Raw genomic sequence first — 25,504 nt, 5'->3', positions numbered from 1 at the left:
AATAATGCCGAAGGGCACCCTTTCAGCATCATTCTATTTCTTGCCAAGACCGCACGCTGGAAGCGGTGCGTACCCAGGAACGCCGTTGCCGCGCGGCTTCAAACAGAATTGCCGCCGCCGCCGCCGCCACGTTCAGCGATTCAACCGGCGCTTGCAACGGAATGCTGATCTGCGCATCGCAAGCATCCAGCAGCGCTTGGCTGACGCCGTGCGCCTCGTTGCCAAACACGAGCAACGCCGGTTGCCGCCAGTCGAATTGATCGTAGCGCATTGCGGCGGTCGCGGCGGTCGCCAGCACTTTCAAGCCAGCCGCGCGCGCTTGTGCCAGCAACGCGGCGTCGGTCAAGCCGCTTACGATGGGCAAGCGAAAGGCCGAACCCATCGCGCTACGCAAGGTTTTGGGGGCGAAAGCGTCTACGGAACCTTTCAGCGCCACGACGCCGCTTGCCCCAGCGGCCTCAGCCGTGCGCACGATGGTGCCGAAGTTACCGGGGTCTTGCACGGCATCCAGCGCAACGATGAGCGGGTGCGGTGCTGTCAGCATTTGGGTCAAGCCAGTTGTTGGGCGTTGCGCCAGCACGACGACGCCTTGCGGATTCACCGTATCGCTGAGCGTCGCCAGCACTGCCGCTGTGGTCGGATAAAGCGGACATCCGCGCCGCTGTAATTCCGCCAGGATCGCTTGCGTCCGCGCGGCTGGTGCGGCTTCGTGAAAGCAGGCCAGCAGCGGCAACTGGGCCTGCAAACACTCTTCGACCAGCCGCTCGCCTTCGACAAAGATCAATTCCGGCTCGCGTCCCTCACGCACGCGGCGCGCGTGTTTAAGGCGTTCATTGGCCGGACTGGTAATCAGCATCAACTTCACAGCCCTTGGTTAGGCGGGTCATTGGCAGTAGCCGAAGCCATCCGGCGCAGGCGTTTAGAGTTCAAACTTTAGTTTGTTTTGGCGTGCTGCACGCGCGCTGACAAGCTAAAGCTTGAACTCTAAACGTCTGCACCGTGGCGTTCAGGTCGCTGCCAGTGACGCACGCATCAATAACTCGCTTTCATCTCAATCGGCCTTTTCTCTTTGGCGAACGCCGCCAGCGAGCAGTTCCAGAGCGCCGTTTTGCCGCCCAAGACCAGATCGGCATTGGAAGAAGTAATCGGCGTCGGCGTATGCAAAGTGAAGCGGAACTTGATCGCGCCCAGCATCATTTGCGCCAGCCCTTCCATGCCTTCCATTTTCATTCCGCCGCTGGCTTCGTCAGCGGCGGCTGGTTTGGTTGCCGCTTTGCTTGCCGGACGGCGGCCTGCGCGGGCCGTGCTGGGGGCGGGCGCGGGTTTGGGTGGCGGTTTGACGCTGACTTCGACATTGCCGCTGGTCTCGACTTTGGCTTCGGCCATGTCGGTGTAAAACGTTTGGGTGAAGTTCGTTGCCACGCCTTGTTTGACCAGCTTGACGTTCCATTCCGCAGGCTTTGTTGGGCTGGCGCTGCCGCCGGACATGCCCTGGGCGCTCTCTTTCATAACGTTGGTCATTACGGTGCGGACTTCGTTGATGTCTTTGAATTGAAAGAGCGCGTAAAAGCCCAGCGTGCCGTTCTGCTTCAATTCTTTGGCCTCTTTCAGCTTGATCGTCGGCGGCAATTTGGTCGCGATTTCGGTTTTGAATTTTTGCATTGCCTCCGCCGGATCGCCCGCGCTCATGCCGCCGCTTTTCATGTCAGCGGGAAAATCGGGCAGCGTGATCAATAACAGCAAATCGCCGCTGCCGTCCGGCTGCAAAAAGATTTCCTGCTCGATGCTGATACAGCCTGACGTGAGCACGCCCAGCGCCAATAACAACCCCAATCCGCACAAACGTACTTTGCTCACTCTGCACTTCCTTTCAAATAGAACTCAGGCAAAGCTGAAAATTTTGCCACAGAGGCACGGAGCCACAGAGCAAGCGAGATGGGTTCTGGCGTTCCAAGCCTTTCCTCTGTGGCTCCGTGCCTCTGTGGCAACGATTCTGCGCAAGCCCTTTCAAAAACATCAGACGCCGAACTGGCGCAGATGATGATCCAGATGTTTATAAACCAGCGCGCCCCAATCCTGCGCCGACAGTTTACCGAAGGCCGGATGCTCCGGCCAATCCTGCCGCGTGTGGTCGGCGGCCATGCGTTCGAGCAAGGCGACGACCGCCGCGCGCTCCGGTTCGATGCCCTCGGCGGCGCGCGCAATCAGTTCCGGCGCGGTCGGCGCGCCTTTCGGAAAGGGCAGCCAGTAAATGATGAGTTTCTTCAACGGCCCAAAGCGCAACGGCCCACGTTTGGGTTGGCACTGCAAATCGCCCAGCGTCATGCGCATGCCGTCGGCGACGTGCGCCAGCATCTGCGGACAATTCAGTTTGCCCCATTGCGGGGTAGCGGCGGAATTGAGTTTTGCCAGTCGCGCCAGCAATTCCTGTTTGTCGGTGGTTTGCCAAATGGTTTTCATGGAGTCTCCTTTTGCCGCCAGTTATTCGTCGTCAGCCGCATCACCAGCGTTTCGACGCGCCGTTCCCACGTGGGGCGCGTTTTGGCGGATTGCAGCCATTGCAAGGTGTGCCGCTGATGACTGGGCGGCAGGGCGTTGAATTTGTCGAGCAAGTCGTTTTCGCGCAGGGCTTCAGCGAGTTCTTCCGGCAGTTGCAGTGCGCGCGCAGCTTCATCCGCTTGCAAACTGATTTCAACGGCGTCGCCCACGCCAGCGCGCGCCTGCTTGCGAATTTGTCCATTGAGAATCATGCGGTGGCCGCCTTTGCCATTCGGCAATAAGTTGCCGCGCCATTCAAGGCCGTTGACGGTGCCGACAACTGATGCCGCGCCTTTTTTGCCAACGGCGGCGCTGAGTTCCGCAGGCACGTCTACGCAACAGAAGCTGGGGTTGCTGCTGAATTTGTAGATCGTGGCAATGAACCGGTAACTCATCTCAGGCCTTTGCACCACCATTCGCCAGCCAGCCGCCATCCACATAAATCGTTTGGCCGGTGATGTAATCGCCCGCGTCCGAAGCCAGCAACAACGCCGCGCCCGCCAGGTCTGTGGCAATACCGGGGCGTCCGAGCGGGATCATGCTGACGTTGTTGTCATACAACGCCGGATCGGCAAACAGCTTGTCCGTCATCGCTGTCCAGAATCGGCCCGGCCCGATGGCGTTGACGTTGATGCGAGCGGGCGCGAGTTCCAACGCCAGTGCGCGCGTCATCTGCAACAAGCCGCTTTTGCTGATGCCATATAGCGCGACGTTGGGCAGGGCGACCTGCGTGGCGAGCGAAGTGATGTTGATGATCTTTCCGTTATTCCGGCTTTCGCCTCGGCCTTTGGCTTGCGCGCGCATCACGCCAGCGGCGGCTTGCGCGGCAAAGAAGGCGCCTTTCAAGTTAATGCCCATCAGCCGTTCCCAATCGTCTTCAGTGAAGGTGTCATACGGCTGGCGGATGTTCATACCGGCGGCATTGACCAGAATGTCCAGCCGCCCGAAATGCGCGTGCGTTTGTTGCACCATCGCGCGCACGGCGGCGACATTAGCGATGTCGGTCGGCACGTTCAGCGTTTTGCGCCCGGTGGCTTCGATTAACTCGCAGGCCGTGGCGATTTCGCTTTCAGTGCGCGCGGCGATGGCGATGTCCGCGCCCGCGTGTGCCAGGGCCAGCGCGATACCCAGTCCTAAGCCACGGCTGCCGCCAGTGACCAGCGCAGTGCGGCCATCCAGACGCAGGCTGGGCATTTGGAATTCGTTGTCGTTGGGGCGTCGTCGTTCGTTGCTCATAATCCCGTGGGAGTGCAGCGGTGCGGTACAAGGAGCGGTAGCGACCTGGCGTCCCGCGTGTGCATAGCCAGGCTGCATCAGGTCGCTTTGTATGTCCGACAAGCTGCCAGCTTGTCGAAGTTCCGGCTGTCAACCCAATGGACTAACGGCCACGCTTCGACAAGCTGGCAGCTTGTCGAACAATCCGGTCGCTACCGCACTCCGTACCGCATCGTTCGCCACGTTCGTGCTATTTTTTCAAGGCTTCCAAAATCGAATAGCCCATCATCAACGCCATCAACCCGGCTGACAGCCAGAGGGCAAAGGTCGTCAAAGACGTTGGCGCGATGGCGCGGGGCAGGCGGCGATGGCGCAGATAAAGCGTTGCCGCGCCGATGATGGGCAACATCGCCGCTTGCGCGATGCCGCCGACTTTCACCATCCAAACCGGCGAGGTGAAAAACAGAAACAGGCAGACCGGCAGCGCCGTCAAAATCCAGATAAACGTGTTGCGGAAGCGCACTCGCGCCGCGTAATCGTCGCTGGCGAACGCCCCCATCAGCCGCGCCATATCAGAATACATCCGTGATTGCGCGGCAATCGAAGCGAAGATCGTCCCGTACAGCGTCACCACCGCGCCCAGATAAAACAGCCACAACGCCCAGCCGCCCAGCGTTTGCGTGTAGATGTTCGACAGCACCGGAATCATATCGTTTGAAGAAGGCACCAAGCCCATTCCATGCAAGACGCCCGCGCCCAGCAGGTAAAACGCCAGCGTCGCCACGGTGTAAATCACCATCGAAGACATAATGTCCAGATGCATCACGCGTATCCAGCCGCGCGCGCGTCCCACCCAACCCGCCGAATCATCACGCACGCCGGTGAAGCGCGCGTAGCCTTTCTCGACGCACCAGTACGGATACATGAACAGTTCGCTCGCGCCGACGCCGGTGATGCCAAAGACGGCGACGGCGGTCGAGAATCCGCCGCGCGGCATGCTCGGTCGCAAGCCCTGTACGCAAGCCGCCCACGAAAAGTATTGCGGCATGCGCATCAGCAGCACGGCTGACATCAGCGTCAGCATCGTGAAGAGGCCGACCTTCAACATTGCAAACTTCTCGATGCGGTCATAGCCGCCGCCCAACAACAACGCCAGCGTGATCGCGGCAAAGATCAGCACCCAGAGTTTGACGGAGAGGGCCGGGATCAACAGGTTCATGACCTGTGAGACGCCGCCGAACATTGCGCCGACCTGCATCATCGTGAAGAGCACCATCAGCGCCCACAGCCACACCACCCAATTCACTTTCAGCCGTGGCCCCGGCACGTGGTTGAAACTGGCGAGGCCCGTTTCGCCGCTGGCGATGATGTAACGGCCCATTTCGGCCTGCACGACAGGTTTGATCAGGCAACTCAGCACGATGATCCAAAGCGCGGCATAGCCGACTTGCGCGCCCAGCGTGGTGGTGGCGATCAGTTCGCCCGACCCGACAATCGAGGCGGCCAGCACCATGCCCGGCCCGATGCGGCGGAAGGCGGCCCACAGCGATTGCGGTGGCTCGGCGACATCTTCGGGCCGCAGTTGATACGGGTCGTTCGCCTCGGTGTCGGCGGACGCAACAGGCAGCGCGGTTTCTGGCAAAGCAGCACTCATAACGCGGTCAAGCCTTTCTGGGCGGAAGGGAATTGTTGATTTTGGGAAAACGCTGTCAGGAAAAACGCGCGTATCCTGCCTGAGTTGCGGAAGCTTGTCCAGAATGCGGCGGACGACGCCAGAATGCGGCGGACGAAGCCATAGATTTCAAGAAAATGCTTTTCCGCAGCAAGCCCGCGAAGGCGGGCGGCAGCATAAAGCCCAGGGCGTTAGCCCTGGGTAGTAGCGATGGCGTCAGTTATTAAGCCCGTGAAACGGGCGGCAGACCATTGTCTGTCGCCCACTTCATGGGCTTGTAATTCACTGCACCGCTACCCAGGGTTGCGGCTACGCCTTCACCCTGGGCTACACTCTGGCCACCCGCTTCGCGGGTTCAATTCGGAAACTCTTTTTCTTGAAATCTACAGAATGCGGCGGACGATGAATGACCTGCGTAAAGTGAAAAGGCGCGCTTCACTGAAGCGCGCCTGGAAATGAAGGTGGCTGAGGAACCGTATACAAGACGCACGCTCTATCTTTCGCTTTGCTGGGGAGCGATACGCCTTGCTGGCAGAACACGAGTGCCGGTGTTAACGCCGGCGCACGTAACTTTGCACGGATTCGGCTTCTGCGCGTTGCGCTGAACTGCTGAATTCCGGCATGAAAATCAGTTGGTATTGCCGTAGTTTTGCTGCTTTACCAGAATCGCCTGGCAACCTTGCCGGGCGAGGGGCTTCCTGAAAACCCAAGCGCACCGTGACGGCGAGCTGATTGAGTTGATGGGAAGTGGCGAAGTATTGCGTGCGCAATGGCAACCCCAACTCGGCGCGCATTTGGTTGACCTGCGCCTCACACGCGCCCACCTCGCCGAAACGTTCCGGGTCGGCATAGCCCAAGCCGTGCAACAATTCGTGCAGGAAAACAAAGCCCGGATCGAAGGCGGCCAGCACACGCGCGGGCGCCGCGATGCGTTTGAAATCGGCCAGGTCAAGCCGCAGCCGCCAAATTTTCAAGCGCAAATGCCGCAAATCGTCCTCAAAAACCATGCCTTCATCCAACTGGCCGAAGCTGACTTCGGGCGACCCCGTATGCGCTTCGACAATAAAGACGTGCTGGCTTTGCTGAACGCGCGTCAGCACCGCGCGGGCACTGGGCGAACCTGCTTGCGGTGCCTCAACGGGGGCGCAATTTCCGATTTCGAGCCAGCCCGTGGCGGTAAAACTCATCTGTTGCCAACCCGTCAGGCGGCGCAAACTAGCCAGCAAGCGCGCCTGGCATTCCGTGTTGCACGCGCGCCCGGGTTCCTGGCTCAGCCAGATGCCAGGCGTAGTCGGATACTGTAACTTTCCGGCGGCTAGCGTTGCGTGGCATAGGTTGCACAGACACACCACCACCAGTGCGAGCAAGCTCGCCTTTCTGCGTGACATTTTCCCTCCTTCTCATTACCTGGCTGACTTCACTATCTGTCAGCTCGCTCAAGATACAGGTCTGATGTCAGGTCTATTTCAGCCCTGCTCAAAATCAGCCTGCGGTTTGTCCTAAATCGGTATTCAGTGCAGTGCCAGCCGTCCATTGTGCAGAGTGTTGGTCTGGCCTGCTTCCTGGCGTAGATGCTTTAACTTTTGGATGTCGCAGGCGGCTGTTTGCGGCGCGTGCGTGTCGGAGTTGTGGTCGTCGAGCCTGCTCGAGTGTTTGACCGAGGTCGCACCGCACGCGGCGCTTTGGCCTGGGCAGGCGCGGCGCTAGGTGCGGCGGTCGTTGCGTTCAGCGCCGCTGCTACTTCGTCTTCGGCCTGCAACCAGTCTGCTTCGGCGCTGCCCGCTTCAGGGCGGCGTTGCAAAAATAGTTCGTAGGCACGGCGGCGAATTTGCGCTTGCAGTTCAGCGGCGGACAACGGCGGGTTGTCCGATAAATCAATCCCAGCAGAAAGCTTGGCCTTCTTAACCGCACGCTTGAGCGGTGCGGCGCGGCCTTTTGTCGTGTTGTTCGTCATAATGCTTCTCTTGCGCCACACGCTAAAACCAGCGTGGCGTCGCCCACTTGTTTGGCAAGCCCTGTGCCGCGTGCCAGCGCGGAAGCGTCAAAACGGCTGAAGGCCTTGTGTCACAAGCGGATGGTGAGAAGCAGTATTTTGAGCGGCTTGCTGTCGCGTATTCATAACCCCACAGCATTGTCGCTTTCGCCAAAAAGCAGACGACAATTCTGTTTGCCTGCCTGGCGTGGTTGACGGAATTGTAGGGCGGGATGTTAGGCCAGGTTTAGGCGGTGAAGATGAGCGGCACGAATTTTTCCGGCACGTGAAAATCCGGTGTTGCTGTCAGCGTCGGCGCAAAGGCGAGGAACTGGCGCGCGCCGTTGAGACGGCTGATGCGATATAGATTGCCGTGCCAGCGGTCGCCGGCTTGCGGCGTGCTGCCAAAGGCGGCAAAGGGAAGCGCCATCACAGCGCGAAAGATTTGTGGTGTAGCGTCAATCTCAGCCGCAGTTTGCATCCCGCTCTGCCATTCCCAATCGAAATCCACGCGCGGGCGATGAATCAGTAGATCGCACCACTGGCCCGTAGGCGCGACCTCAAATTCCTTGTAACTATCCGCTCGCGGTTCCAACGGCGAGCGGATGAAGGCCTCGCATACATCGCGTTCCCACAACGCATAGCGTTCCTGCCGCACCTCGAATTGCTCATCCACATCCAACTCGGTGTAGCTGCATTCAAAGCCAAACCAGAGGTGTTCCGGCGTCCAGATCAAACGCACCGTTGTGTGCAATTCGCTTGGAGCCGCGTCCCCACGCCAGTTGTATGCCAGCGGCAAGGACGCGGCGGTTTGCCAAATTGGATGTGTGAAATCGGCGGCGAGCGGCGGCGGGGTTGGTGAAAAGCGGGCGAGAATTTCCATGCTGCGTTACCCGATGCCTCATCCAATTATGGACAACATGCTCAGTACGTGCAGTCCCAGTTCACGGTCGCCGTTGACGCTGATTTGTGCGCTGGCGGCTTGCCGGTCAATGCCTTTGGTGAAGATGCGCCAGGCGATTTCCTGCGGGATGCTGACGTGCGTCAGCCGTTCGCGCGCCGGCTCAGCCGCGAGTTGCCAGCCTTCCGCTTCGTGGAACAAATACCAGGTGCCGCCGCAATCGCCCGTCACATCGAATTGCGCCAACGCGCCGGTGGCCCGTTCGATTTGGCGATAATGAAAGGGCAACGCGCGCATAAACGTGTCCAGCACGGGATGGTAAAGCGTGCGCGTCATAATGCCGGGCTTATTCACCGCCAGTCGGATTTGTTGCTGATGGTGCCAGCGTTCGGTGTATTCGCGCGCAATGTCGAACCAGTTTTCCGATTCCGGCTCGCCCGCCCAACTGACCGCAAAGGCCGCCTTGGCATAAGGCGCCAGCGCTTGAAAGTGCGCGGCACATTCGCGCGCGGCGAGTTCCAGCAAAGAGATCAACACGCGCGGGCTGAGCCGCCGATAGTGCGTCACGCCGTCCTGATTCAAACGGTTGATAAAGGCCACCAGGTCTGCCTGCGAGCTGATCTGCGGTGCTTCCGGCGCATACCCATCGCGGGCTAATGAAAGGCGGCGCAAGGCAGTGTCTAATAGATGCGCGGCCACATCCTTGACGCGCCAGGCCGGGGCCAACGTGGGCAACTCCCATTCGTCGGCATTGAGCGAACGCAGCAGTTCAAGCAACAACTGTTCGAGTTGCGGGTAAAGCCGCGCGGTGAAAATTGGTTTGAGGGGTTCCGCCATGCTCGTAATGACCATGCTCGTACTGAAAAGATAAAAGCCGTCAGCAACCTGGTTCGCTGACGGCTTTTGGCAATAGGCTCTTGCTGATGGGCACTACAGGATTTGAACCTGTGACTTCTGCCGTGTGAAGACAGCACTCTACCACTGAGTTAAGTGCCCGTTGGTTGTCAAAAAGTGCTTGGTTGAAAGCGCGGCGATACTAGCAAACGATTTGCGCGAGCGTCAACCTGGGCACGCATCGCTTACAGCGTGCGGCTCGGTTGGTGTAACAACGATCTTCATTGCATCTTGTAATCAGTCCTGCACGCTGGAAGCGGTGCGTACCCAGGTTTTCAATAACTGCCCGCCGGTTGCGCCGTCGCGACTTGTTTGCCTTGGGCTTCCTGCACGATTTTCACGCCCGCGCTGGCCCCGATGCGCGTGGCTCCGGCGGCGATCATCTCTTTAGCCGAAGCCAGATCGCGCACGCCGCCCGCCGCTTTGACACCGATGTTGGCGCCCACCGCGCGGCGCATCAATTCGATGTCGGCCACCGTCGCGCCGCCTTTGCTGAAGCCAGTCGAAGTCTTGACGAAATCGGCCCCAGCTTCTTTCGCCAGCACACAGGCGCGCACTTTTTCGTCATCGGTGAGCAGCGCCGTTTCGAGAATCGTTTTGACGATGGCGCAGGCTTCGTGCGCAGCCTCGACGACGGCGCGCATGTCGCGTTTGACCGTTTCGTCATCGCCCGATCTGAGCGCGCCGATGTTGATGACCATGTCAATTTCGGTCGCGCCGTCAAAGATGGCGCGGCGGGTTTCATACGCCTTCACATCCGCCGTCGTGGCGCCCAGCGGGAAGCCGACGACGGTGCAAACCTTGACCGGCGAACCGTGCAGTAGAAAGGCGCACTCTTTGACCCAATACGGATTGACGCAGACCGAGGCAAAGCTGTTCTGGCGCGCTTCCTGGCAAAGCGTTTCGATCTCGGCGCGCGTGGCTTCGGGTTTGAGCAGCGTGTGATCAATGAAGCGCGCGACATCGCCGCTGCCCGCGTTTGCCTGCCCGGCGGATAAGCCGATGCGCGTCGCGCCTGCTTGGATGGCGCAAGCGATGTGGTGCGGGCTACAGCTTTCCAGACCATTGGCTGAATGCAGCTCGCCGCCCGCGCCCAGCCGCGCGAGAATTTGATCGGTGATCTGTTCGATCAGTTTTTCGAGTTCGGGATTCATCATCTTGGGTCTTGGGTCTTGGGGTTTTGCTTTCAGCAACAAACCTTGCGCGGGCGCGCCTCATTGAGCGGTTGCCCGGCGCAATAGCCGCGCAAGACGGCGCGCAGGATTTGCCAGGCGCGGCGCAACTTGGATTGAACTTGGAGTTTCATTGCGGGCGGCAGGCTAACACAAGTGCTTTGCGGCGGGCTAGCGCGTGCCTGATTCTGGCGTAGATGTCGCGTTCGGCTGCGTCAGAGTGAACAGATAATTCGCCATCACGTCAATCTCGTCCACATTCAACCACGTCGGCGGCGGCATTTGCGTGCCCGGATGTCCGGCGGTATTGCCGAGATATTGTTGCCATTGGGCGAAGCTGCGCGCTTTGGCGCGGCGCAAATCGGGCGCGACCGCCGCGATGCCGCGACCATCTGGGCCGTGGCAGGCGCTGCACGTGCGCGTGAAGATGCGATTGACGGTTTCTGACCGGACAGGTTCGACGCTTTGGGTCAACTCCGGGGCGAATGCTGAAGCCGGTTCAGACTGAGAGGCCGGTGGATTTTTGACACAAGCCAAGAGACAGCAACTGGCGAGTGATACCACGAAGAGACGCAGGGCACGAAGTATGTTTTGGAAAACTCTTTGTGCTCTGCGTCTCTTCGTGGTGAAAGCCATGTGTGCTCTTAACGCCGCGCCGCCGCCGCCAACTTGTTGCTTTTAGCTTGGCAGGCCGCGCAAATGCCAAAGATGCGCAAGCTGTGGCGCGTGGGTTGGAAGCCGTATTGCGCGGCGATTTCGTCCTGTTTCTTTTCGATGACTTCGCTGTAAAACTCGATCAACTCGCCGCATTCGGTGCAGATCAGATGGTCGTGATGGGGATGTTTGTATTGGTGTTCGTAACGGCGGCGGCCATCGCCCAGCCGCTCTTCGCGGGCCAATTGGCATTCGGCCAGCAATTTCAAGGTGCGGTAAACCGTCGTGAAGCCGACGCTGGGGTCTTCAGCCTTGACCAGACCGTAAAGGTCTTCGGCGCTCATGTGGCCTTCGGTGCGCAGGAAGACTTCCAGGATCAATTCGCGTTGGCCCGTGCGCTTGAATCCGGCCGTTTTGAGATGCGCAAAGAAAATGGCTTTCTCTTCGGACATCTCTTCTGTTGTGTCATTAATTTCTTCGCTCGCTTGCTTCAAGCAATTCATCTCCTTGACCAGTGCTGCGTCTGTAGGGACGTCCGCTTTGTGCTGTTTTTGAATCGGTAGCCGATTCTAGCATCCAGTCGGAGCATTGCAAAAATAAGCAGGGGACAGGTTGAATCAGCAGGCGGCACGCGCTCAATTGCCAATGTCTGTCAACGCCTGCAACAACTCGTGTTCGCTCGCCGCACTGACCGTGCGCAAATCCAGCACCAGCTGATCATCTTCGATGCGGGCGATAACGGGCGGCTGCCGGCTGCGCAACCGTTCCTCCAATTCAACCGCCCGCCATTGTGAACTGGTCACGCTGATGAGCGTCGTCGGCAAGCGCATTTCCGGAGCAGAGCCGCCGCCGATGACAGAGTCGCCGTCGAGCAATTGCAGTTCGAGGTTAGGCAATGACTTGCGCGCCTGTCGCACGAACGCGCGGGCACGCTGGGTGAGCACATCTTTTGGTGCATGCAAAGCGGCTAGCGTAGGGATTTCAGTTGTCGCGCGACCCTTAGCATACGCCGCTACAGTGGCTTCGAGCGCGGCGAAAATCAGTTTATCCACACGCAAGGCGCGCATCAGCGGGTTGCGTTTGATGCGTTGGATCAGCTCGGCTTCGCCCAGAATGAGACCGGCTTGCGGGCCACCGAGCAGTTTGTCGCCGCTGAAGGCCACAACCGAAGCGCCCGCCGCCAGCGATTGACTGACAGTCGGTTCATCGTGAATGCCGATGGCGTTCAAATCAACCAGACAGCCGCTGCCCAGGTCTTCAAACAGTGGCAGGTTGTGCGCGCGCGCCAGTGCGGCCAATTCATCCAACGCCGGTTTTTCAGTGAAGCCGACGATGCGGTAATTGGATGGATGCGCGCGCAGGATAACGCGCGTGTTTTCGTTGATGGCGTTTTCGTAATCGCTGAGCCGCGTGCGATTGGTGGTGCCGACTTCGCGCAGACGCGCGCCCGATTTGGCGATCACATCGGGGATGCGGAAGGAGCCGCCGATCTCAATCAATTCGCCGCGCGAGACGATGACCTCGCCGCCTTCGGCCAAAGTGTTGAGCGTGAGCAGCACCGCCGCCGCGCAGTTGTTGACGACTGCCGCCGCCGCGCAGCCAGTCAGTTCGCGCAGCCTCGCTTCCAAACCCGTGCCGCGTTTGCCGCGCTGGCCGGTCGCCAGGTCGTATTCCAAATTGCAATACTCGCGCGCGGCTTCGTGAAGGGCGGCAAGCGCGGGCGCGCTCAGCGGCGCACGGCCCAGGTTCGTGTGCAACACGACGCCCGTGGCATTGATGACGCGCTGTGTGCGGGTTTGCTGGCGTTGGGCGAAGCGGGTTTGCACGCGGCGCTCGATTTCGAACGTGAGGTCGGCAGGCATTGATGGGTGGCCGTTGTCTTGCAATAACTCCTGCCGCAATTCCTGCAAGACTTCGCGCAAACGGTCGCGCACGGTGTCGCGGCCCGCCGCTTCGATCAAGGTTTGCAACCCCGCGTGGTTGAGCAAGACGTCAATCGCGGGTAGTTGGCGCAGCAACTCTTGAGACATAGCTTGAATGATGCCGTTTAGGTGTTTTGGTCTTGTGCCAGCACCTGCGCAATCACAGCCAAAATCTGCTCGTGCTGTGTGCCATTGCTGGCGACGATGCCGGTCATATTGCGCACTTCCGGCGTATTGAAAGTGAGCGGTGCGCCATTGCGGTCGGTGACGGTGCCGCCGGCTTCGCGCAAGATGGCAACCGGCCCGCAGGTGTCCCATTGATTGGTGCGCGAACCTGGATGGATGTATACGTGTGCCTGACCATCGGCGATCAAGCCGAACTTCAGCCCAACGCTGCCCGAACGCAACTCACCTTTAATGCCCAACATCGCACGAATGCGATCAACAACGGGGCTGTGATGCGAACGGCTCATCGCGGCAGTCATCTGCTTGGTGTCGCTTTGTGGCGCGACATGCAAGCGTTTTGTAGACCATTTCTCTTCGACAAATGCGCCCAGGCCAGTCGCCGCGTAAAACATCCGGTCAACGGCTGGGTTGTACACCACACCGACTTGCGGCTCGCCCTTGATCGCCAAGCCAATCATCACGGCAAATTCATCCAGCCGTTCGATGAACTGTTTGGTGCCATCCATCGGGTCCACCATCCAAACGCGCTCGTGTTGCAACCGGATTTTGTCATCGGGTGCTTCTTCAGACAGGATGGCGTCATGGGGGAAGTGCTTTTGCAATTCACGCACGATCATTTCGTTGGCCGCTTTGTCCGCCGCTGTGACAGGGTCGTCGTATCCCTTCCATTGCACCTCGGTCTCGGTGGCATAAAAGTCCATCAAAATTTTGCCAGCCGCGCGGGCCACTTGCCGGACGATCTCTAATTCTTTCTCCATACTTCCCTCGGGCTTCCTCTTTGGTTGCGTGTTAAGCTGCACTTTAACAACCACCGCGTATTTCACCAAATCGAATGGGATTGGAGCATAGATGGCCAAACACGCCACGCCCGCTGGCACACGCAATTATTGTCAACGTTTTGCTGGCGAGCTCGCCGCCGCGCACTTTCGCCAAGCGCAAGGTCTCTGGCTTTCCTCCATTGGCCTTGGCACTTATTTGGGCCAACCCGATGAACGCACCGACGCCGCTTACCAGTCTGCCGTTAAACGTGCGGTGGCGTTGGGTTGCAACGTGATTGATACGGCGTCCAACTACCGCTTTCAACGCAGCGAGCGCTGTTTGGGCGAGGCGTTTACTAGCTTGTTCGCTGAAGGGGCAACAGCGCGCGCAGAACTGGTGGTGACGACCAAAGGCGGCTTCGTCCCGTTCGATGGCGTGCCGCCGCGTTCGCAGAGCGATTTTCGACGTTACCTGGAAGAAACGTTTATCAACACAGGCATCTGTGCTTGGGAAGATTTCGTGCAGGGGCAACATTGCATGACGCCGAAGTATCTGGCGCATCAGTTGGAGCAAAGCCTGCGCAACCTGCAACTCGAAGCGGTGGATGTTTACTACCTGCACAACCCCGAGTCGCAATTGGCTGAAGTTGCCCCGGATGATTTCTATGCGCGCTTGCAGACGGCGTTTGAATTTCTGGAAGAAGCAGTCGCGGCGGGCAAGCTGGCAATGTATGGCACGGCAACCTGGAACGGCTATCGTGTGCCGCTGAACAGCACCGAATACCTTTCGCTCGAACGTGTGGTGCAAACGGCGCGCGCGGTGGCGGGCGACCGGCATCATTTCAAAGTCGTGCAACTGCCCATCAACCTGGCCATGACCGAAGCCTTTACGCACGCCAACCAGATGTTGAACGGTCAGCCGGTAACATTCCTGGAAGCGGCGGCTGAGTTGGGGATTACCGTAATGACCAGCGGTTCGATCTTGCAATCACGTTTGGCGTCCGGGTTGCCGCCGATTGTGAACGAGGCTTTTCCCGGACTGCGCACCGATGCGCAACGCGCGCTTCAATTTGTGCGCTCGACGCCGGGTGTCACGACGGCCTTGGTCGGCATGAGCCAGGTCGAACACGTGGCGGAGAATCTGGCGTTGGCAAAAATACCGCCCGCGGCAACGGCTGAGTACCTGAAGTTATTCAGCAAGAATTGAATTGGAACACGGGCAAGTAACATTTCGTTACTTGTTCACGCAGAATTAAGTTGACGGATAGAAGTTGAGCGTGTAAATTGCGGCTTCGTTTTTGCAGTACCAATTTCAAATGTAACTCGTAACTAATTTTCCTGGGCAAGGAAAAGCTAGAGGACTTGAGGCAAGTTAAGATGAACTTCCGTTATCAAGAAAATTTGATGGCCGCGCGCGAGGCGAATGGTTCGCCGCGCCGTCAAGTTGTGCCTTGCCTGTCTGCCAAAGGGTGGCCAGCATTCGTTGAAGTAGGTATTGACCCGAACACCGAGCGCATCAGCACCCTTGCTAACTTTGATAATAAGTCCGATTACGGATACCGGAAGCGAGTAGTTGGTTAGCTGAACAGGCTGCCAAACGGTTTTGAAAGAAACCCCGCCCGGTATCCAAGATGCCGGGCGGGGTTTTCGCTTTTAGGTACGCAGTCTCGGTACCTGGGGCGGCTTCACCGGCGCAATCGGGTTGGCGTTTATTGCCACGCCAGCCTCGTTAATCACAAAGACGGTGAAGCCAAAGCATCCGCGGCACGGGCTTCCAAGCAGTACCCGCCAGTAGCTGGTGAGAGTCCAGCCGCCGTCTTTTCTACATTCGGAAACACGCTGGGGGAAAGCCGGTTGCTAGGCACAACCGGGAATCATTTATAACTTAAAAATAACGCCAAGCGCGGTGCTGTTATTCGTGTGAGTAACTATCGTGCCAAGGTGAGGTGTACCTGTAACTCGCTTGTTAGTGAATTTCGGGAGAAATTTTATGAGTGCAGTTGCCGTGAAGCCGAAATTGGAAGGTTATACAAGCTTTGACGAAATCAAAAAGGTCGTCGCCGCTTTTGAGAGTTGTACCTTACCACGCGCCCAATGGACGCATGCCGCGCATCTGACCATCGCGTTCTGGTATCTGGTTTGTTACCCGTTGCCGGAAGCGGCGGCCAAGATTCGCGCAGGCATTCAGCGATACAACGAAGCGCAAGGAATCAAACAGACGAAAGATGGTGGCTACCATGAAACCATCACACTCTTTTGGATTCGCCTGGTGCGGCATTACCTGACGACCGCCACGCTCGAAGGCCATCTGGTCGTGCTGCTCAACGAAATGTTGCGCCGTTATGACCGCCAGTTGCCGTTTGCGTATTACAGCCGTGACCGCCTGCTTTCGTGGGAGGCGCGTCAGCATTGGTTGGAACCGGATTTGAAAGCTTTACCATAAAAACCTGGGTACGCACGCTTCGCGAGCGTGCCGCGTGGCATAAGACGGACAAATGCTGAAAGGCACCCTCCGGCATTCTTCGGTCTGCCGCCACGACTGCACGCAAGGATGCGTGCGTACCCAGGGGAATCAAGCAGGAGAGGGAAATGAATTCCGCGACATACAGCGAGCTATTGCGCAACAACAAAAACTTTCGCCGGTTGTGGACTGGGCAGGTCATTAGCGAATTGGGCACGTGGTTTTCCGCGATTGCCGAATTGGGCTTGATGCGCCTGCTTTCCGGTTCGACGATGATGACGGCGGCCTTGCTGGTGGCGCGGACGCTGCCGTTTTTACTGGTCTCGCCGCTAGCCGGTGTGGCGGTGGATCGCGGCAACCGCAAGCGGATTTTGATCGCGGCGGATTTGCTGCGCGCCGTGCTGGCGTTGGGCTATCTGACGACGAACGTGGGCGCACCGGCCTGGACGGTCGTGCTGATTACGGCGCTGATGACTTCGACAGGTACGTTTTTCGAGGCGGCCAAGAACGCCACGATTGCCAACGTGACTACGCGGCAAGAGATGTTGACGGCCAACGTGCTGATGTTCGGCACGCGGTTTTTGCAACTCACGCTGGGCGCGGCGCTGGGCGGATTGACGGCGGCCAAGTTCGGCTACAACGTCGCGTTCGTCATCAATGCGCTGTCGTTCGTGGCCTCGGCCTATTTCATCTGGCAGATTCCGGGCGCGGCGTTGGAGCCACAACAAATAGAAATAGGACAGGCAGAAACGCCGCAGGGTGAAGCCGCTTTGCCGGAGAAAGCCGCAAACAAGTTCTGGCGCGATGTGCGCGAAGGTTTCGGCTACATCTGGGCCATGCCCTTTGTGCGCGGCATCATCCTGGTGAATGTCGGTTGGGCGACGGGCGGCGGGATGAATAACCTGCTGTTTGATCGCATGGCCGGACACGAGTTTGCGCACGGTGTCGGGGATCGCGGTGATACGGGCTTGGCGGTTCTTTGGACGGCGGCGGGCGCGGGCTTGTTCATTGGGATGATGCTGGCGCGGCGCGCCGGGGCCTGGGCTGCCGAAGAGAAACGCGCGGGCCTGTTGATCGGCTGGGCCTTGCTGGCGCACGGCATCTTGTGGGCCAGTGCTGGGCTGATGCCATCGTTGTGGACAATGGCGCTGGCGGTGATGGCGAGCCGCACGATTCTGGGCGCGGAATTCGGCGTGCAGGAAACGCTGGTGATGCGTGTGGTCGCCGAAGAGTATCGCGGGCGCGTCTTCACCACCGACCGGGCGCTGGAACTGACGACGATGACGCTCTCGATGCTGGCGGGCGGGCTGTTGCTGCGTTACTTCACGCCGCGCCAGATGATGATGGTGTCAGGGTTGTTGTCCGCGAGTCCGGGACTGGTTTGGCTGCTGGCGATGTGGCTGAAACAGTTCAGCGTGCCGTCGTGTGCGGTGCGCGAAAGTTACAGCGAGGCTTAGATTGGATTGCAGAGCGGTGTACGGGGAAAGGCGCGCGCCCGGTCAGTACCGCGCGCGTCAGTAAGCGGAGACTCTGGCTATGCCATAAGCCGCCAGCGTTGACGCCCCGCTTGCTCACGCGCGCGGTACTGCCCCCACCGTGCCGCCCGTACATTCAATTACAAACTGATCCAAGCGCCGAGCTAATCGGAAAGCGAAGACGCCCAGCGCGCCAAGTGATTCTGACTTGGCGCGCTGGGCGTCCTCGGCGTTTGGACAAGCGGTGACGCACTCAGCCGCTCAGTTTTTTCAATTCCGTTTGGTTGAAGCCGATGATGACGCGCTTTCCCTGACGCACGATGGGGCGGCGCAACAGGTTCGGCTCGGCGCTGATGAGTTGGATCAGTTCAGCACGCGGCGGCAGCTTGGCAGCGAAGTTGCGCTCTTTGTAAACGGCGTGGCGCGTATTCAGAAACGGCGCAAGCTCGTCGTCGCCAAAGATCGCTTCGACCTCGGCGGCGGTCAGCGGCTGTTTGGCGTAATCGCGTTCGACCAGGTCTTCTTGCTGGAAGTTCTCGCGCAGGAAACTCCGCGCGTTGCGGCAGGTGGTTCAGGTGCTTTTTTGCCAGAAGTGGATTTTCATAGGCGGTGGGTTGTTAGCTATAAGTGGATCATTCACTCGTTAGTCGGAGTTGTTTAACCTTATCAGCAGCTCTAAGTGATTTGCGCTAGCTTTCAAAAGCTCCTCCTCATAACGGCCCGATTCGAGCATCTCACGTGCAATACCGATTAGCTGTGTGGTTGTTTTTGCTTGGAATAAGTCAAACTCGCCGAATTCCGGGTGACAGGCAAAGACAACACGATTTAGTAAGCGTCCAGCCTTGTCAGCAATCTCAATATCAATTGCATGCCCCCAGACACGGTCATTGCGCCAAGCTGTTGCGATACACCTTTGCTCACTGACCACAATACTGAACTGATGTTGCACTGCGTTCATAACGTCCAATCACGTTATTCAGACGTTTTGCCCACCACAATAAAACCAATCGCCAACTCGCCTGTCTTCAGCTTCAACTTGATTTCCAGAATGATGTGCTCCGATTCATTGGTGACAACCTTCGGCATATCTTTCTCATTCAGCGTCGGGAAATTCAGGGCGAGTGGGGCCGGGTGGCCGGTGCCGATGGCGGCACGGCTCAGTTTGATGAGTTCGGGGCCGGGGATGTCTTTGATGTCGGTGTCAGTGTCCGGCGGGCAGAGCAGGAAGAAATCGCGCGAGGGCGAGACGCCCAGATGTGCGCCGTCCTGCATGCTCAAGCCGTAGCGCAGCGTGTACCAGCCCGCCTTGACGCCCTGATCGCGGAAGTCATGCGTTTTGTTGGGGAAGTTGATGACGCCGACAAGCGCGCCTTCGTTGATCTTGCCGAAGTTGGCGCCGTCAACGCCGCCTTCGTGGCTGGGAATCTCTTTGCGGAACCAGAGTTCGCAAACCACCTTGCCGTCTTTGCCGCTGATGCGCCAGCCTTTGTCATTGAGCGTCGAGCGCACGGCTTCGGCGATTTTGGTTTCGGTAAGTGCGCCGATGGGTTCGAGTTTGAACTCGTTGCCGCCTTTCGCCAGAGCCAACGGCGCGAACGCAAAGAGCAGCAATGCAAAACAGAACTGTCGAATCATTTCAGACCTCAGACTTCAGACCTCAGACCTATGACTTCAGACTTCAGACCTATGGGATCGAGTCATAGGTCATAGGTCTGAGGTCTGAAGTCTGAGGTCTGAGGTCTCACTTCACAAAGTGCCCGATGTAAGCGCTGCGTCTGCCGCTCAGCGACCAGGTGACGCCGAGGCCCGTGCCGCCGAATTCGTCCTGCGTGGCAACGGCGGGCATGACGTGCGCGGTCGGGGTCAGCGGCTTGAAGAGTGTTTCTTCGTGGCCGCAGATTTTGTCTTTGTCGGTGATGGGGCGCGTGCTGATGGCGGCGAGGTTGCCCGCCTTGACGCGCGCGTAGGTCGGGTGTTCGCCTTCGAATTCCATCTGCAATGAGATGGGCGCGGTTTCGGTGCGCGTGACCGTCTCAAACAATCTGCCACCCATCGTGTGGGCAAAGGCGGTCAGAGCCTCGCGTTGTTCGGCGTTGGCTTTTTCATCCACAATCAGCACGGCCTTGGCCGGATAGGGATTGGTGAATTGATAGCCGAGCGTTTCAGCGCCGCGCGTGATGCCGACGATGCTCAGGCCGTCCAATTTGACGCCGTTCCATTCGCCCTTCGAGACGCGCCAAGCCATGATCGCTTGATCGCCCACCAACCCCGATTCTGAATTGGCGAAGCATTGGCCCGAATAGACATCCATGTTGCGGGTTTCGACATATTCGCCCGTGATTTGCTGGGCGCGTGCTGCCGTGGCGCACAGGCTCAACACGCTAGCTGCAACCAATAACGAAAGCTTCTTCATTTGCGGTTCTCCTTACAACTGAAAAACAAGCGGCGTTAATGACAGCCGCGCTTTTCGCCGTCCAATGTTTGAAGGGAGAAAAGCGCGGCCTGCGATGCGCTATGTTCGCGCCGGGGTGTGTCCTGCGTCAAGCGAGTGGCACTTCGCCTTTATGGCAGCCGCGTGTGGGTTTGTCGCATTCGCCCGGTTCGGCCAAGCCGCCATCCGGCCCCAGGCAGGTTTGCGAATGCAGGCACCAGAAATAGCCACTATTCGAGGGCTGCACGTCCGGGTCTTTTTCGGTCGCGGTGTAAAACAGCCCCTTCCAGCGCAGCGACGAGCACAGGTTCGGGCGATTCGGATTTAAGTTGTCGAGTTCTGGCATCGTTTTCTCCTCAGGGGCTAGAAGTTAGGGACTAGGGGCTAGTATTTTCTAGTCTCTAGTCCCTCGTCCCTATTCCCTAAACCGCTTGCAACAACGCGCGTTTGACCGCGACGCTGGCGAGCTGGATTTTGTAGGCATTGCGCGAGAGCGCCTGCGCGTTGGCGACGGCGAGTTTGCCGGCGGCGGCGGCGGCGTCTTCGCTGATGGTTTTGCCCAGCAGCGATTTGGCGGCTTCCTCCGCAGCCCAGGGCACCGGCGCGACGTGGCCGAGCGTGATGCGCGCGGCCTTGACCTTCTTGGCGGCGTCCAGTGTCAAGGCGACTGCGGCAGCCGCGAGCGGCCAATCCAGCGCCTCTTTCTGGCGCACCTCGTAAGTCGCGCTCTTCATCCCGCTGACGCTGGCCGGGACGAGAATGTCGGTGACGATCTCGTTCGGTTGCAGCGCGTACTCGCGTTCGCTGGACGATTTGGGCGTGACGAAGAATTTGTCAGCGTCCACTTCGCGCGCGCCGCCGGGGCCGAAGATTTTGATCTTCGCGCCCAGTGCGACCAGCGCCGGAGCGAGCGATGACGGGTTGACGAATTTTGCCTCGCCGCTGTTGCCCAGAATCGCGTGATAGCGGTTGTCGCCCGTCGCCACCATCGGCTGGCCGTCCTCAGTGCGCGGCAGCAAGCCGAAGCCTGAGCGGTAAAACCAGCAACGCGGGCGCTGGCACAGATCACCGCCCACCGTGCCCATGTTGCGAATCTGCGGGCTGGTGATGCCGGCGACGGCTTGCCAGATGGCCGGGTAGCTGCGTTTGACCGCCGCGTTGTCGAGCACTTCTTCGAGCGTGACGAGCGCGCCCAGGCGCAGGCCCTTGGCGGCGGTGTAAGTGATGCCGCCGAGTTCCTTGATGCCTTTCAGGTTGACGACGCGCTTGGGCGTGACGACGTAATCTTTGAGCAGGGCCAGCAGGTCAGTGCCGCCGGCCAATGCTTCCGTTTCGCCCCACGCCGCGCCGAGCGCCGCGACGGCTTGTTCTTTGGTGGTCGGGCTGGCGTATTCAAAGTTATGCATTAGCCCCTCCCTTCTTTTTTCGCCCCAGCTTGGGATAAAGCTGCTAGGACGCGGTCGGGCGTTAGTGGAATGGTTGGCACGCGCACGCCGATGGCGTTGGCGACAGCGTTGGAGATCGCCGCGCCGGGCGAATTGGTCGGCGGTTCGCCCAGTCCGATGGGGCCGCGTTCGTCATAGCCGGGGCCGGTCATCATGTGGACTTTGAATTCGCCGATGTCGCGCAGACCAGCGAGTTTATAAAACTCCATGTTGCCGTTGAGCATGCGCCCGGAGTGATCGTCCATGATTTTCTCTTCGTAAAGCGCATAGGTCACGCCCATGATCATCGCGCCAAAGACTTGGCTTTCCGCCGTCTTCAGATCCATGACCAGGCCGCAATCCTGCACCGCGACGAATTTGTTCATCTTGACGATGCCGGTTTCGATGTCCACCGAAACGTCCGCCATTTGGCAGCCGCCCACGCCCGCCGAAGCCAGCGTGCCCTGACCGGGATGTTTGCCACGCGCGACCAACGGTTGCACGCCGATTTTCGCGCAAGCCTGTTTCCAGGGCATGCTCTTGGTGGGGTCGCCGATGACTTGAATCTTGCCGCCGACGGCTTCCAGCTTGTCCGCCGCCGTGCCCAGCGTAGGCGCGACTTTTTCAAACAACAGATTCAGCGCATCCACCGAACCGCGCCGCGACGACGAACTGATGCCGCCCGTGGTGGTCGAACCGCCAGAACCGCCCGAAACCGGATAGCGATTGTCGCCGATGCTGACCTTGACCCAATCCAGCGGGATGCCGAAGGTTTCCGCCACGACGATGTTGAGCACGGTGCGCACGCCGACGCCCAGGTCTTGCGTGCCGATGCGGATTTCAGCCGTGCCGTCAGGATTGATGATGATGTCGCAATCGCTGTTGTGCGGGCCGCCCTGCCAGGTGTGAATCGAAAGCCCCAAGCCGCGTTTGACCGTCTTGGTGCTGCCCAAACCGCCTTCGCCGCGCGGACGCCAGGTCTTCTTCCAATCAATCATCTCGGCGGCCTTCATCAATTCGTCTTTGTAAGTGACCGCCCGCGCGCCGGTCAGTTCGATATTTTTCAGGAAGAAGTCGAGCGGGTCCATGTTGAGCTTGGCGGCCAAATCTTCCATTGCGCTCATGGTGACGAGGGCTAATTGCGGATGATTGGGTGCGCGCCAGGCGCGTTGCGGGCCGACGTTGGTCGCGACGGTTTGATGCTTGGTCTTCGTGTTCGGAATACGGCTGAACACATACGGCAACGGCCCGTTGATGTTGCCCATGCCGCCGCTGCCCCAGGCGTCGCTTTCCCACGCGGTGATCGTGCCGTCTTTCTTGGCCGCGACTTTGACCTTGGCGTAAAGCGACGGGCGCGTGCCCGCCACGGCCAATTCGGCATCGCGGTCGAGGAAGTACTTGATCGGCTTGCCGCCCGCTTGTTTGGAAGCCTTGGTCATCTCGATGCCCCAGATGTCAATCGGGAACTTGCTACCAAAGCCGCCGCCGATGTGATCCATCTTGACGCGGACGCTGCTGGCCGGCATTTCCAACGCGCGAGCCAGTTCCGGGCCAATGGGCGAAACCGATTGCGTCGAAGGGTGAATCAGGACGTTCTTGTCATCGGCCCATTCGGTCACCAAGCCGTGCGCTTCCAGACAGCAATGCGTGATGACGTCGTTGCCATAAAAGCCTTCGACCGTGACATCCGCTTCGGCAAAACCCTTGCTGACATCGCCGGTGGCGTTCTCGTTCGGTTTGCGCAGATAGCTTTCGGGCGCTTTCGACCGATCCGCTTCGTTGACGAAATGCGGCAGTTTTTCGTACTGCACCTTGATCGCGCGCACGGCGTCTTCGGCTTGTGATTCGGTTTCAGCCGCAAGCGCCACGATTTCCTGCCCGGCCCATTGCAGTTCATAGCCAGGGCCGTTGATGACTTTGACCGTCTTCACGCCCGGCATTTTTTCGGCGACGGATGTGTCAATGCTGACGACCTTGGCGTGCGCGTGCGGCGAGCGCAGAATCTTGCCAAAGAGCATGCCGGGCCGGTTGATGTCGTAGCTGTATTTCGCCCGGCCACTGACTTTGTCCGGGCCGTCAATGCGCGAGATGCGCTTGCCGATGTATTGGCGTTTTTCGGCGTCGGGCCATTTGTACTCAGCCATTGCGCTTGCCTCCTTTCATTGCTTTCACGCCCGCCGAAGCCTGCGCCACGGCGGCCTTGATGCCCTGGTACGTGCCGCAACGGCAGAGATTGCCGCCCAGCCCGAGCCGCATCTGTTCGTCGTTCGGCGTGGGATGTTTGTCGAGCAGCGATTTGCACGCCATCACAAAGCCGGGCGTGCAGAAACCGCATTGCTGCGCATCGTTGTCCCAGAAGGCCTGCTGTACCGGGTGCAGTTTGTCGCCCACGGCCAGGCTCTCGACGGTGGTGATCTTGTGACCCTGCGCTTCGATGGCGAGCACCGTGCAGGAATAAACCGGCTTGCCGTCCATCTGCATCGTGCATGCGCCGCAGGTGCCGCGATCACAGACGCGCTTGGCGCCCGTCGTGTCCAGGTCGTTGCGCAGGCAATCCAGCAAGGTCACGCGCGGTTCGACGCTGGCCTTGACCGGCTTACCATTGATCGTCAAGGTGATGTCTACCTTGTTCGGCCCCAGAATCGGCACGGCAGGTTCGGCAGCGGCTTTGGCTTCGACAGTTTCGCCCGCGAGTAGCGGGATGGAAAGCGCGAGGCCGGAGCCTTTTAGAAAGCTACGACGCGACACTGCCGGATCATTGCCGGGCTGGTCGGGCCGCTCATCGGATTTGCTCATCGGCTACCTCCGTAAGGGAATTTTCGGTCAGCGCCGCGCCCGCAAACCGGGCACGGCAAAACTTGTCGAGGGAACTTCGCCAGAGAGAGTCTGTTGGGAGAAAGCCTCAGACGAAGCCGTTTGAATTTTGGTTACGAGTGTATTGAGACAGCGAAAGTGATTTGAACGCGACGCAGTATACCAACGAGCGGAAGACTGCGACAAGCGCTAGCCCTCCGTGGCTGGATACTCGCGGAATTCAACCGGGTCCTGGCAGCACACGCATGGCCCCGGTTTATGCTCGGTGATGTTGCAGACCGCGCAGTAATAATCCAGATCGTACAGCTTGCCGTCGCGCCAGGACTGATAGCGGATGACTTCCAGGTAAGCTGTTTGGGGAAAGAGGCGCGCCGTGATTTGTAGTTCGCGCTCGCGGTAGCGCGGGTCAAGCCAGACGGCGGCGGCGCTGTCAGTCGGCAGGATTGGATATAATTTGCCGTCAGCGGTTTTGAGCGCATAAACATGGCCGCGCGTCTCGCAATCGGGTTGCACCTGGTATTGGCGTTGCAACTCTTCGGTCAGGCAGACGATGCGCCCGCGCACTTTGACATCGCGCGCGGCGTTGGCGTCAGCGGTTTGCGCGCTGGTGCCAGTTGCTGTGCCAAAAGCTGCCGCGCCCAGCGCGCAGGGGGCAATGCTAACGAATTGACGGCGGTGCAGCTTCATTGGGGTGATCTCGAAGTTGAGTGCGTTGACGGCTGGCAATTTAGCCAATCGGTTTAGCGAATTCAACTCTGACCTGGGTGCGGGGTGTGCGTCAAACTTATGCACAAAGGCAAGCCGGGCGGCTGCGGTGTGCGTGGCGCAACCTGCCGAGGTTGCGCGGTGTCACGGCTATGGCTAAGGCTCCACTGGCGGCACAACGCAACCTCGGCAGCATTCGTTTCTACACAAGTCTGACGCTCTGTGTCTTTGCCCTGCAAGGGCAGCATTCAATAGCCGTGGGCAACGCCCACGGTAGGCCGTCAGCAGGTTCTACGGCCCTGCAGGGGCC

28 protein-coding genes and 1 tRNA gene are annotated in these 25,504 nt (G+C 59.2%); 4 read left to right on the top strand and 25 right to left on the bottom strand.

Going from position 1 to position 25,504, the window contains the following annotated elements; all coding sequences use genetic code 11:
• Positions 1-28 precede the first annotated feature (28 nt).
• The 16 genes from HY011_29225 to HY011_29150 form a co-directional block, all read right to left on the bottom strand.
• Entirely contained in the window at positions 29-865 is an 837-nt protein-coding gene (locus tag HY011_29225; protein MBI3427030.1) for an RNA methyltransferase, read from the bottom strand.
• 167 nt (positions 866-1,032) lie between these two features.
• On the bottom strand, positions 1,033-1,857 hold the full coding sequence (locus HY011_29220) for a hypothetical protein (GenBank protein ID MBI3427029.1): 825 nt from the start codon (positions 1,855-1,857) through the stop codon (positions 1,033-1,035).
• Between the two features lie 159 nt (positions 1,858-2,016).
• Positions 2,017-2,460 (bottom strand): DUF1569 domain-containing protein, encoded by a 444-nt coding sequence (locus HY011_29215; protein MBI3427028.1) that lies wholly within the window; start codon positions 2,458-2,460, stop codon positions 2,017-2,019.
• Complete coding sequence (locus tag HY011_29210; GenBank protein ID MBI3427027.1) at positions 2,457-2,933, bottom strand: DUF1905 domain-containing protein; 477 nt, start codon at positions 2,931-2,933, stop codon at positions 2,457-2,459. Before HY011_29210 ends, HY011_29215 begins: the two co-directional genes overlap by 4 nt.
• A 1-nt stretch (position 2,934) precedes the next feature.
• Positions 2,935-3,774: a glucose 1-dehydrogenase gene (locus HY011_29205; protein ID MBI3427026.1), complete on the bottom strand. Its 840-nt coding sequence runs from the start codon at positions 3,772-3,774 to the stop codon at positions 2,935-2,937.
• Positions 3,775-4,003: 229 nt separating this feature from the next.
• Positions 4,004-5,407, bottom strand: coding sequence for an Nramp family divalent metal transporter (locus HY011_29200; protein MBI3427025.1), 1,404 nt, complete (start codon positions 5,405-5,407; stop codon positions 4,004-4,006).
• A 569-nt stretch (positions 5,408-5,976) separates the two neighbouring features.
• Entirely contained in the window at positions 5,977-6,813 is an 837-nt protein-coding gene (locus tag HY011_29195) for a hypothetical protein (GenBank protein ID MBI3427024.1), read from the bottom strand.
• Between the two features lie 188 nt (positions 6,814-7,001).
• A complete protein-coding gene (locus HY011_29190) occupies positions 7,002-7,379 on the bottom strand; it encodes a DUF2934 domain-containing protein (GenBank protein ID MBI3427023.1) in 378 nt (125 codons plus the stop codon).
• A 265-nt stretch (positions 7,380-7,644) separates the two neighbouring features.
• A complete protein-coding gene (locus tag HY011_29185) occupies positions 7,645-8,280 on the bottom strand; it encodes a carbohydrate-binding family 9-like protein (protein ID MBI3427022.1) in 636 nt (211 codons plus the stop codon).
• A gap of 18 nt (positions 8,281-8,298) precedes the next feature.
• A complete protein-coding gene (locus HY011_29180) occupies positions 8,299-9,135 on the bottom strand; it encodes a maleylpyruvate isomerase N-terminal domain-containing protein (GenBank protein MBI3427021.1) in 837 nt (278 codons plus the stop codon).
• 87 nt (positions 9,136-9,222) lie between these two features.
• Positions 9,223-9,294 (bottom strand) — tRNA-Val (locus HY011_29175).
• Between the two features lie 173 nt (positions 9,295-9,467).
• Positions 9,468-10,346: a deoxyribose-phosphate aldolase gene (gene deoC, locus HY011_29170; GenBank protein MBI3427020.1), complete on the bottom strand. Its 879-nt coding sequence runs from the start codon at positions 10,344-10,346 to the stop codon at positions 9,468-9,470.
• Between the two features lie 189 nt (positions 10,347-10,535).
• Positions 10,536-10,838 (bottom strand): cytochrome c, encoded by a 303-nt coding sequence (locus HY011_29165; protein MBI3427019.1) that lies wholly within the window; start codon positions 10,836-10,838, stop codon positions 10,536-10,538.
• A gap of 170 nt (positions 10,839-11,008) precedes the next feature.
• Entirely contained in the window at positions 11,009-11,470 is a 462-nt protein-coding gene (locus HY011_29160) for a transcriptional repressor (protein MBI3427018.1), read from the bottom strand.
• A gap of 183 nt (positions 11,471-11,653) precedes the next feature.
• Positions 11,654-13,048: an L-seryl-tRNA(Sec) selenium transferase gene (locus tag HY011_29155; GenBank protein ID MBI3427017.1), complete on the bottom strand. Its 1,395-nt coding sequence runs from the start codon at positions 13,046-13,048 to the stop codon at positions 11,654-11,656.
• A 17-nt stretch (positions 13,049-13,065) separates the two neighbouring features.
• Positions 13,066-13,884, bottom strand: a complete 819-nt coding sequence (locus HY011_29150) for a 3'(2'),5'-bisphosphate nucleotidase CysQ (GenBank protein MBI3427016.1) — start codon at positions 13,882-13,884, stop codon at positions 13,066-13,068.
• 91 nt (positions 13,885-13,975) lie between these two features.
• On the opposite strand from HY011_29150, the gene HY011_29145 reads away from it, so the two are divergent.
• From HY011_29145 to HY011_29130, 4 genes are all read left to right on the top strand, one after another.
• Positions 13,976-15,091, top strand: coding sequence for an aldo/keto reductase (locus HY011_29145; protein MBI3427015.1), 1,116 nt, complete (start codon positions 13,976-13,978; stop codon positions 15,089-15,091).
• A 170-nt stretch (positions 15,092-15,261) separates the two neighbouring features.
• The gene (locus tag HY011_29140; protein MBI3427014.1) at positions 15,262-15,465 is read left to right on the top strand and encodes a hypothetical protein; all 204 of its coding nucleotides are present in this window, start codon (positions 15,262-15,264) and stop codon (positions 15,463-15,465) included.
• A 409-nt stretch (positions 15,466-15,874) separates the two neighbouring features.
• Complete coding sequence (locus HY011_29135; protein MBI3427013.1) at positions 15,875-16,327, top strand: hypothetical protein; 453 nt, start codon at positions 15,875-15,877, stop codon at positions 16,325-16,327.
• Positions 16,328-16,473: 146 nt separating this feature from the next.
• On the top strand, positions 16,474-17,802 hold the full coding sequence (locus tag HY011_29130) for an MFS transporter (protein ID MBI3427012.1): 1,329 nt from the start codon (positions 16,474-16,476) through the stop codon (positions 17,800-17,802).
• Between the two features lie 271 nt (positions 17,803-18,073).
• Here HY011_29130 and HY011_29125 read toward each other — a convergent pair whose 3' ends face one another.
• From HY011_29125 to HY011_29085, 9 genes are all read right to left on the bottom strand, one after another.
• Entirely contained in the window at positions 18,074-18,364 is a 291-nt protein-coding gene (locus HY011_29125) for a hypothetical protein (protein ID MBI3427011.1), read from the bottom strand.
• Between the two features lie 99 nt (positions 18,365-18,463).
• A complete protein-coding gene (locus HY011_29120) occupies positions 18,464-18,778 on the bottom strand; it encodes a hypothetical protein (protein ID MBI3427010.1) in 315 nt (104 codons plus the stop codon).
• A gap of 14 nt (positions 18,779-18,792) precedes the next feature.
• Positions 18,793-19,455: a hypothetical protein gene (locus HY011_29115; GenBank protein MBI3427009.1), complete on the bottom strand. Its 663-nt coding sequence runs from the start codon at positions 19,453-19,455 to the stop codon at positions 18,793-18,795.
• Between the two features lie 106 nt (positions 19,456-19,561).
• A complete protein-coding gene (locus HY011_29110) occupies positions 19,562-20,233 on the bottom strand; it encodes a DUF1326 domain-containing protein (GenBank protein MBI3427008.1) in 672 nt (223 codons plus the stop codon).
• 127 nt (positions 20,234-20,360) lie between these two features.
• Positions 20,361-20,597 (bottom strand): hypothetical protein, encoded by a 237-nt coding sequence (locus HY011_29105; protein ID MBI3427007.1) that lies wholly within the window; start codon positions 20,595-20,597, stop codon positions 20,361-20,363.
• 76 nt (positions 20,598-20,673) lie between these two features.
• Positions 20,674-21,657 carry an FAD binding domain-containing protein gene (locus tag HY011_29100; protein MBI3427006.1) on the bottom strand — a complete coding sequence of 328 codons (984 nt, stop codon included), beginning with the start codon at positions 21,655-21,657 and terminating at the stop codon, positions 20,674-20,676.
• Positions 21,657-23,819, bottom strand: a complete 2,163-nt coding sequence (locus HY011_29095) for a xanthine dehydrogenase family protein molybdopterin-binding subunit (protein MBI3427005.1) — start codon at positions 23,817-23,819, stop codon at positions 21,657-21,659. Before HY011_29095 ends, HY011_29100 begins: the two co-directional genes overlap by 1 nt.
• On the bottom strand, positions 23,812-24,471 hold the full coding sequence (locus HY011_29090; GenBank protein ID MBI3427004.1) for a (2Fe-2S)-binding protein: 660 nt from the start codon (positions 24,469-24,471) through the stop codon (positions 23,812-23,814). The genes HY011_29095 and HY011_29090 overlap by 8 nt, the downstream gene beginning before the upstream one ends.
• A gap of 207 nt (positions 24,472-24,678) precedes the next feature.
• Entirely contained in the window at positions 24,679-25,224 is a 546-nt protein-coding gene (locus HY011_29085) for a hypothetical protein (GenBank protein MBI3427003.1), read from the bottom strand.
• Positions 25,225-25,504 lie beyond the last annotated feature (280 nt).

It is taken from the genome of Acidobacteriota bacterium (assembly GCA_016196035.1).
Lineage (GTDB): Bacteria > Acidobacteriota > Blastocatellia > RBC074 > RBC074 > JACPYM01.
This window is presented reverse-complemented; position numbering and strand designations above follow the sequence as displayed.

Excerpts from the sequence above, each read along its gene's own strand:
- HY011_29215 (MBI3427028.1), bottom strand. The coding sequence starts at position 2,460 with ATGAAAACCATTTGGCAAACCACCGACAAACAGGAATTGCTGGCGCGA.
- HY011_29210 (MBI3427027.1), bottom strand. The coding sequence starts at position 2,933 with ATGAGTTACCGGTTCATTGCCACGATCTACAAATTCAGCAGCAACCCC.
- HY011_29205 (MBI3427026.1), bottom strand. The coding sequence starts at position 3,774 with ATGAGCAACGAACGACGACGCCCCAACGACAACGAATTCCAAATGCCC.
- HY011_29200 (MBI3427025.1), bottom strand. The coding sequence starts at position 5,407 with ATGAGTGCTGCTTTGCCAGAAACCGCGCTGCCTGTTGCGTCCGCCGAC.
- HY011_29195 (MBI3427024.1), bottom strand. The coding sequence starts at position 6,813 with ATGTCACGCAGAAAGGCGAGCTTGCTCGCACTGGTGGTGGTGTGTCTG.
- HY011_29190 (MBI3427023.1), bottom strand. The coding sequence starts at position 7,379 with ATGACGAACAACACGACAAAAGGCCGCGCCGCACCGCTCAAGCGTGCG.
- HY011_29185 (MBI3427022.1), bottom strand. The coding sequence starts at position 8,280 with ATGGAAATTCTCGCCCGCTTTTCACCAACCCCGCCGCCGCTCGCCGCC.
- HY011_29180 (MBI3427021.1), bottom strand. The coding sequence starts at position 9,135 with ATGGCGGAACCCCTCAAACCAATTTTCACCGCGCGGCTTTACCCGCAA.
- deoC (MBI3427020.1), bottom strand. The coding sequence starts at position 10,346 with ATGAATCCCGAACTCGAAAAACTGATCGAACAGATCACCGATCAAATT.
- HY011_29160 (MBI3427018.1), bottom strand. The coding sequence starts at position 11,470 with ATGTCCGAAGAGAAAGCCATTTTCTTTGCGCATCTCAAAACGGCCGGA.
- HY011_29155 (MBI3427017.1), bottom strand. The coding sequence starts at position 13,048 with ATGTCTCAAGAGTTGCTGCGCCAACTACCCGCGATTGACGTCTTGCTC.
- HY011_29150 (MBI3427016.1), bottom strand. The coding sequence starts at position 13,884 with ATGGAGAAAGAATTAGAGATCGTCCGGCAAGTGGCCCGCGCGGCTGGC.
- HY011_29145 (MBI3427015.1), top strand. The coding sequence starts at position 13,976 with ATGGCCAAACACGCCACGCCCGCTGGCACACGCAATTATTGTCAACGT.
- HY011_29140 (MBI3427014.1), top strand. The coding sequence starts at position 15,262 with ATGAACTTCCGTTATCAAGAAAATTTGATGGCCGCGCGCGAGGCGAAT.
- HY011_29135 (MBI3427013.1), top strand. The coding sequence starts at position 15,875 with ATGAGTGCAGTTGCCGTGAAGCCGAAATTGGAAGGTTATACAAGCTTT.
- HY011_29130 (MBI3427012.1), top strand. The coding sequence starts at position 16,474 with ATGAATTCCGCGACATACAGCGAGCTATTGCGCAACAACAAAAACTTT.
- HY011_29120 (MBI3427010.1), bottom strand. The coding sequence starts at position 18,778 with ATGAACGCAGTGCAACATCAGTTCAGTATTGTGGTCAGTGAGCAAAGG.
- HY011_29115 (MBI3427009.1), bottom strand. The coding sequence starts at position 19,455 with ATGATTCGACAGTTCTGTTTTGCATTGCTGCTCTTTGCGTTCGCGCCG.
- HY011_29110 (MBI3427008.1), bottom strand. The coding sequence starts at position 20,233 with ATGAAGAAGCTTTCGTTATTGGTTGCAGCTAGCGTGTTGAGCCTGTGC.
- HY011_29105 (MBI3427007.1), bottom strand. The coding sequence starts at position 20,597 with ATGCCAGAACTCGACAACTTAAATCCGAATCGCCCGAACCTGTGCTCG.
- HY011_29100 (MBI3427006.1), bottom strand. The coding sequence starts at position 21,657 with ATGCATAACTTTGAATACGCCAGCCCGACCACCAAAGAACAAGCCGTC.
- HY011_29095 (MBI3427005.1), bottom strand. The coding sequence starts at position 23,819 with ATGGCTGAGTACAAATGGCCCGACGCCGAAAAACGCCAATACATCGGC.
- HY011_29090 (MBI3427004.1), bottom strand. The coding sequence starts at position 24,471 with ATGAGCAAATCCGATGAGCGGCCCGACCAGCCCGGCAATGATCCGGCA.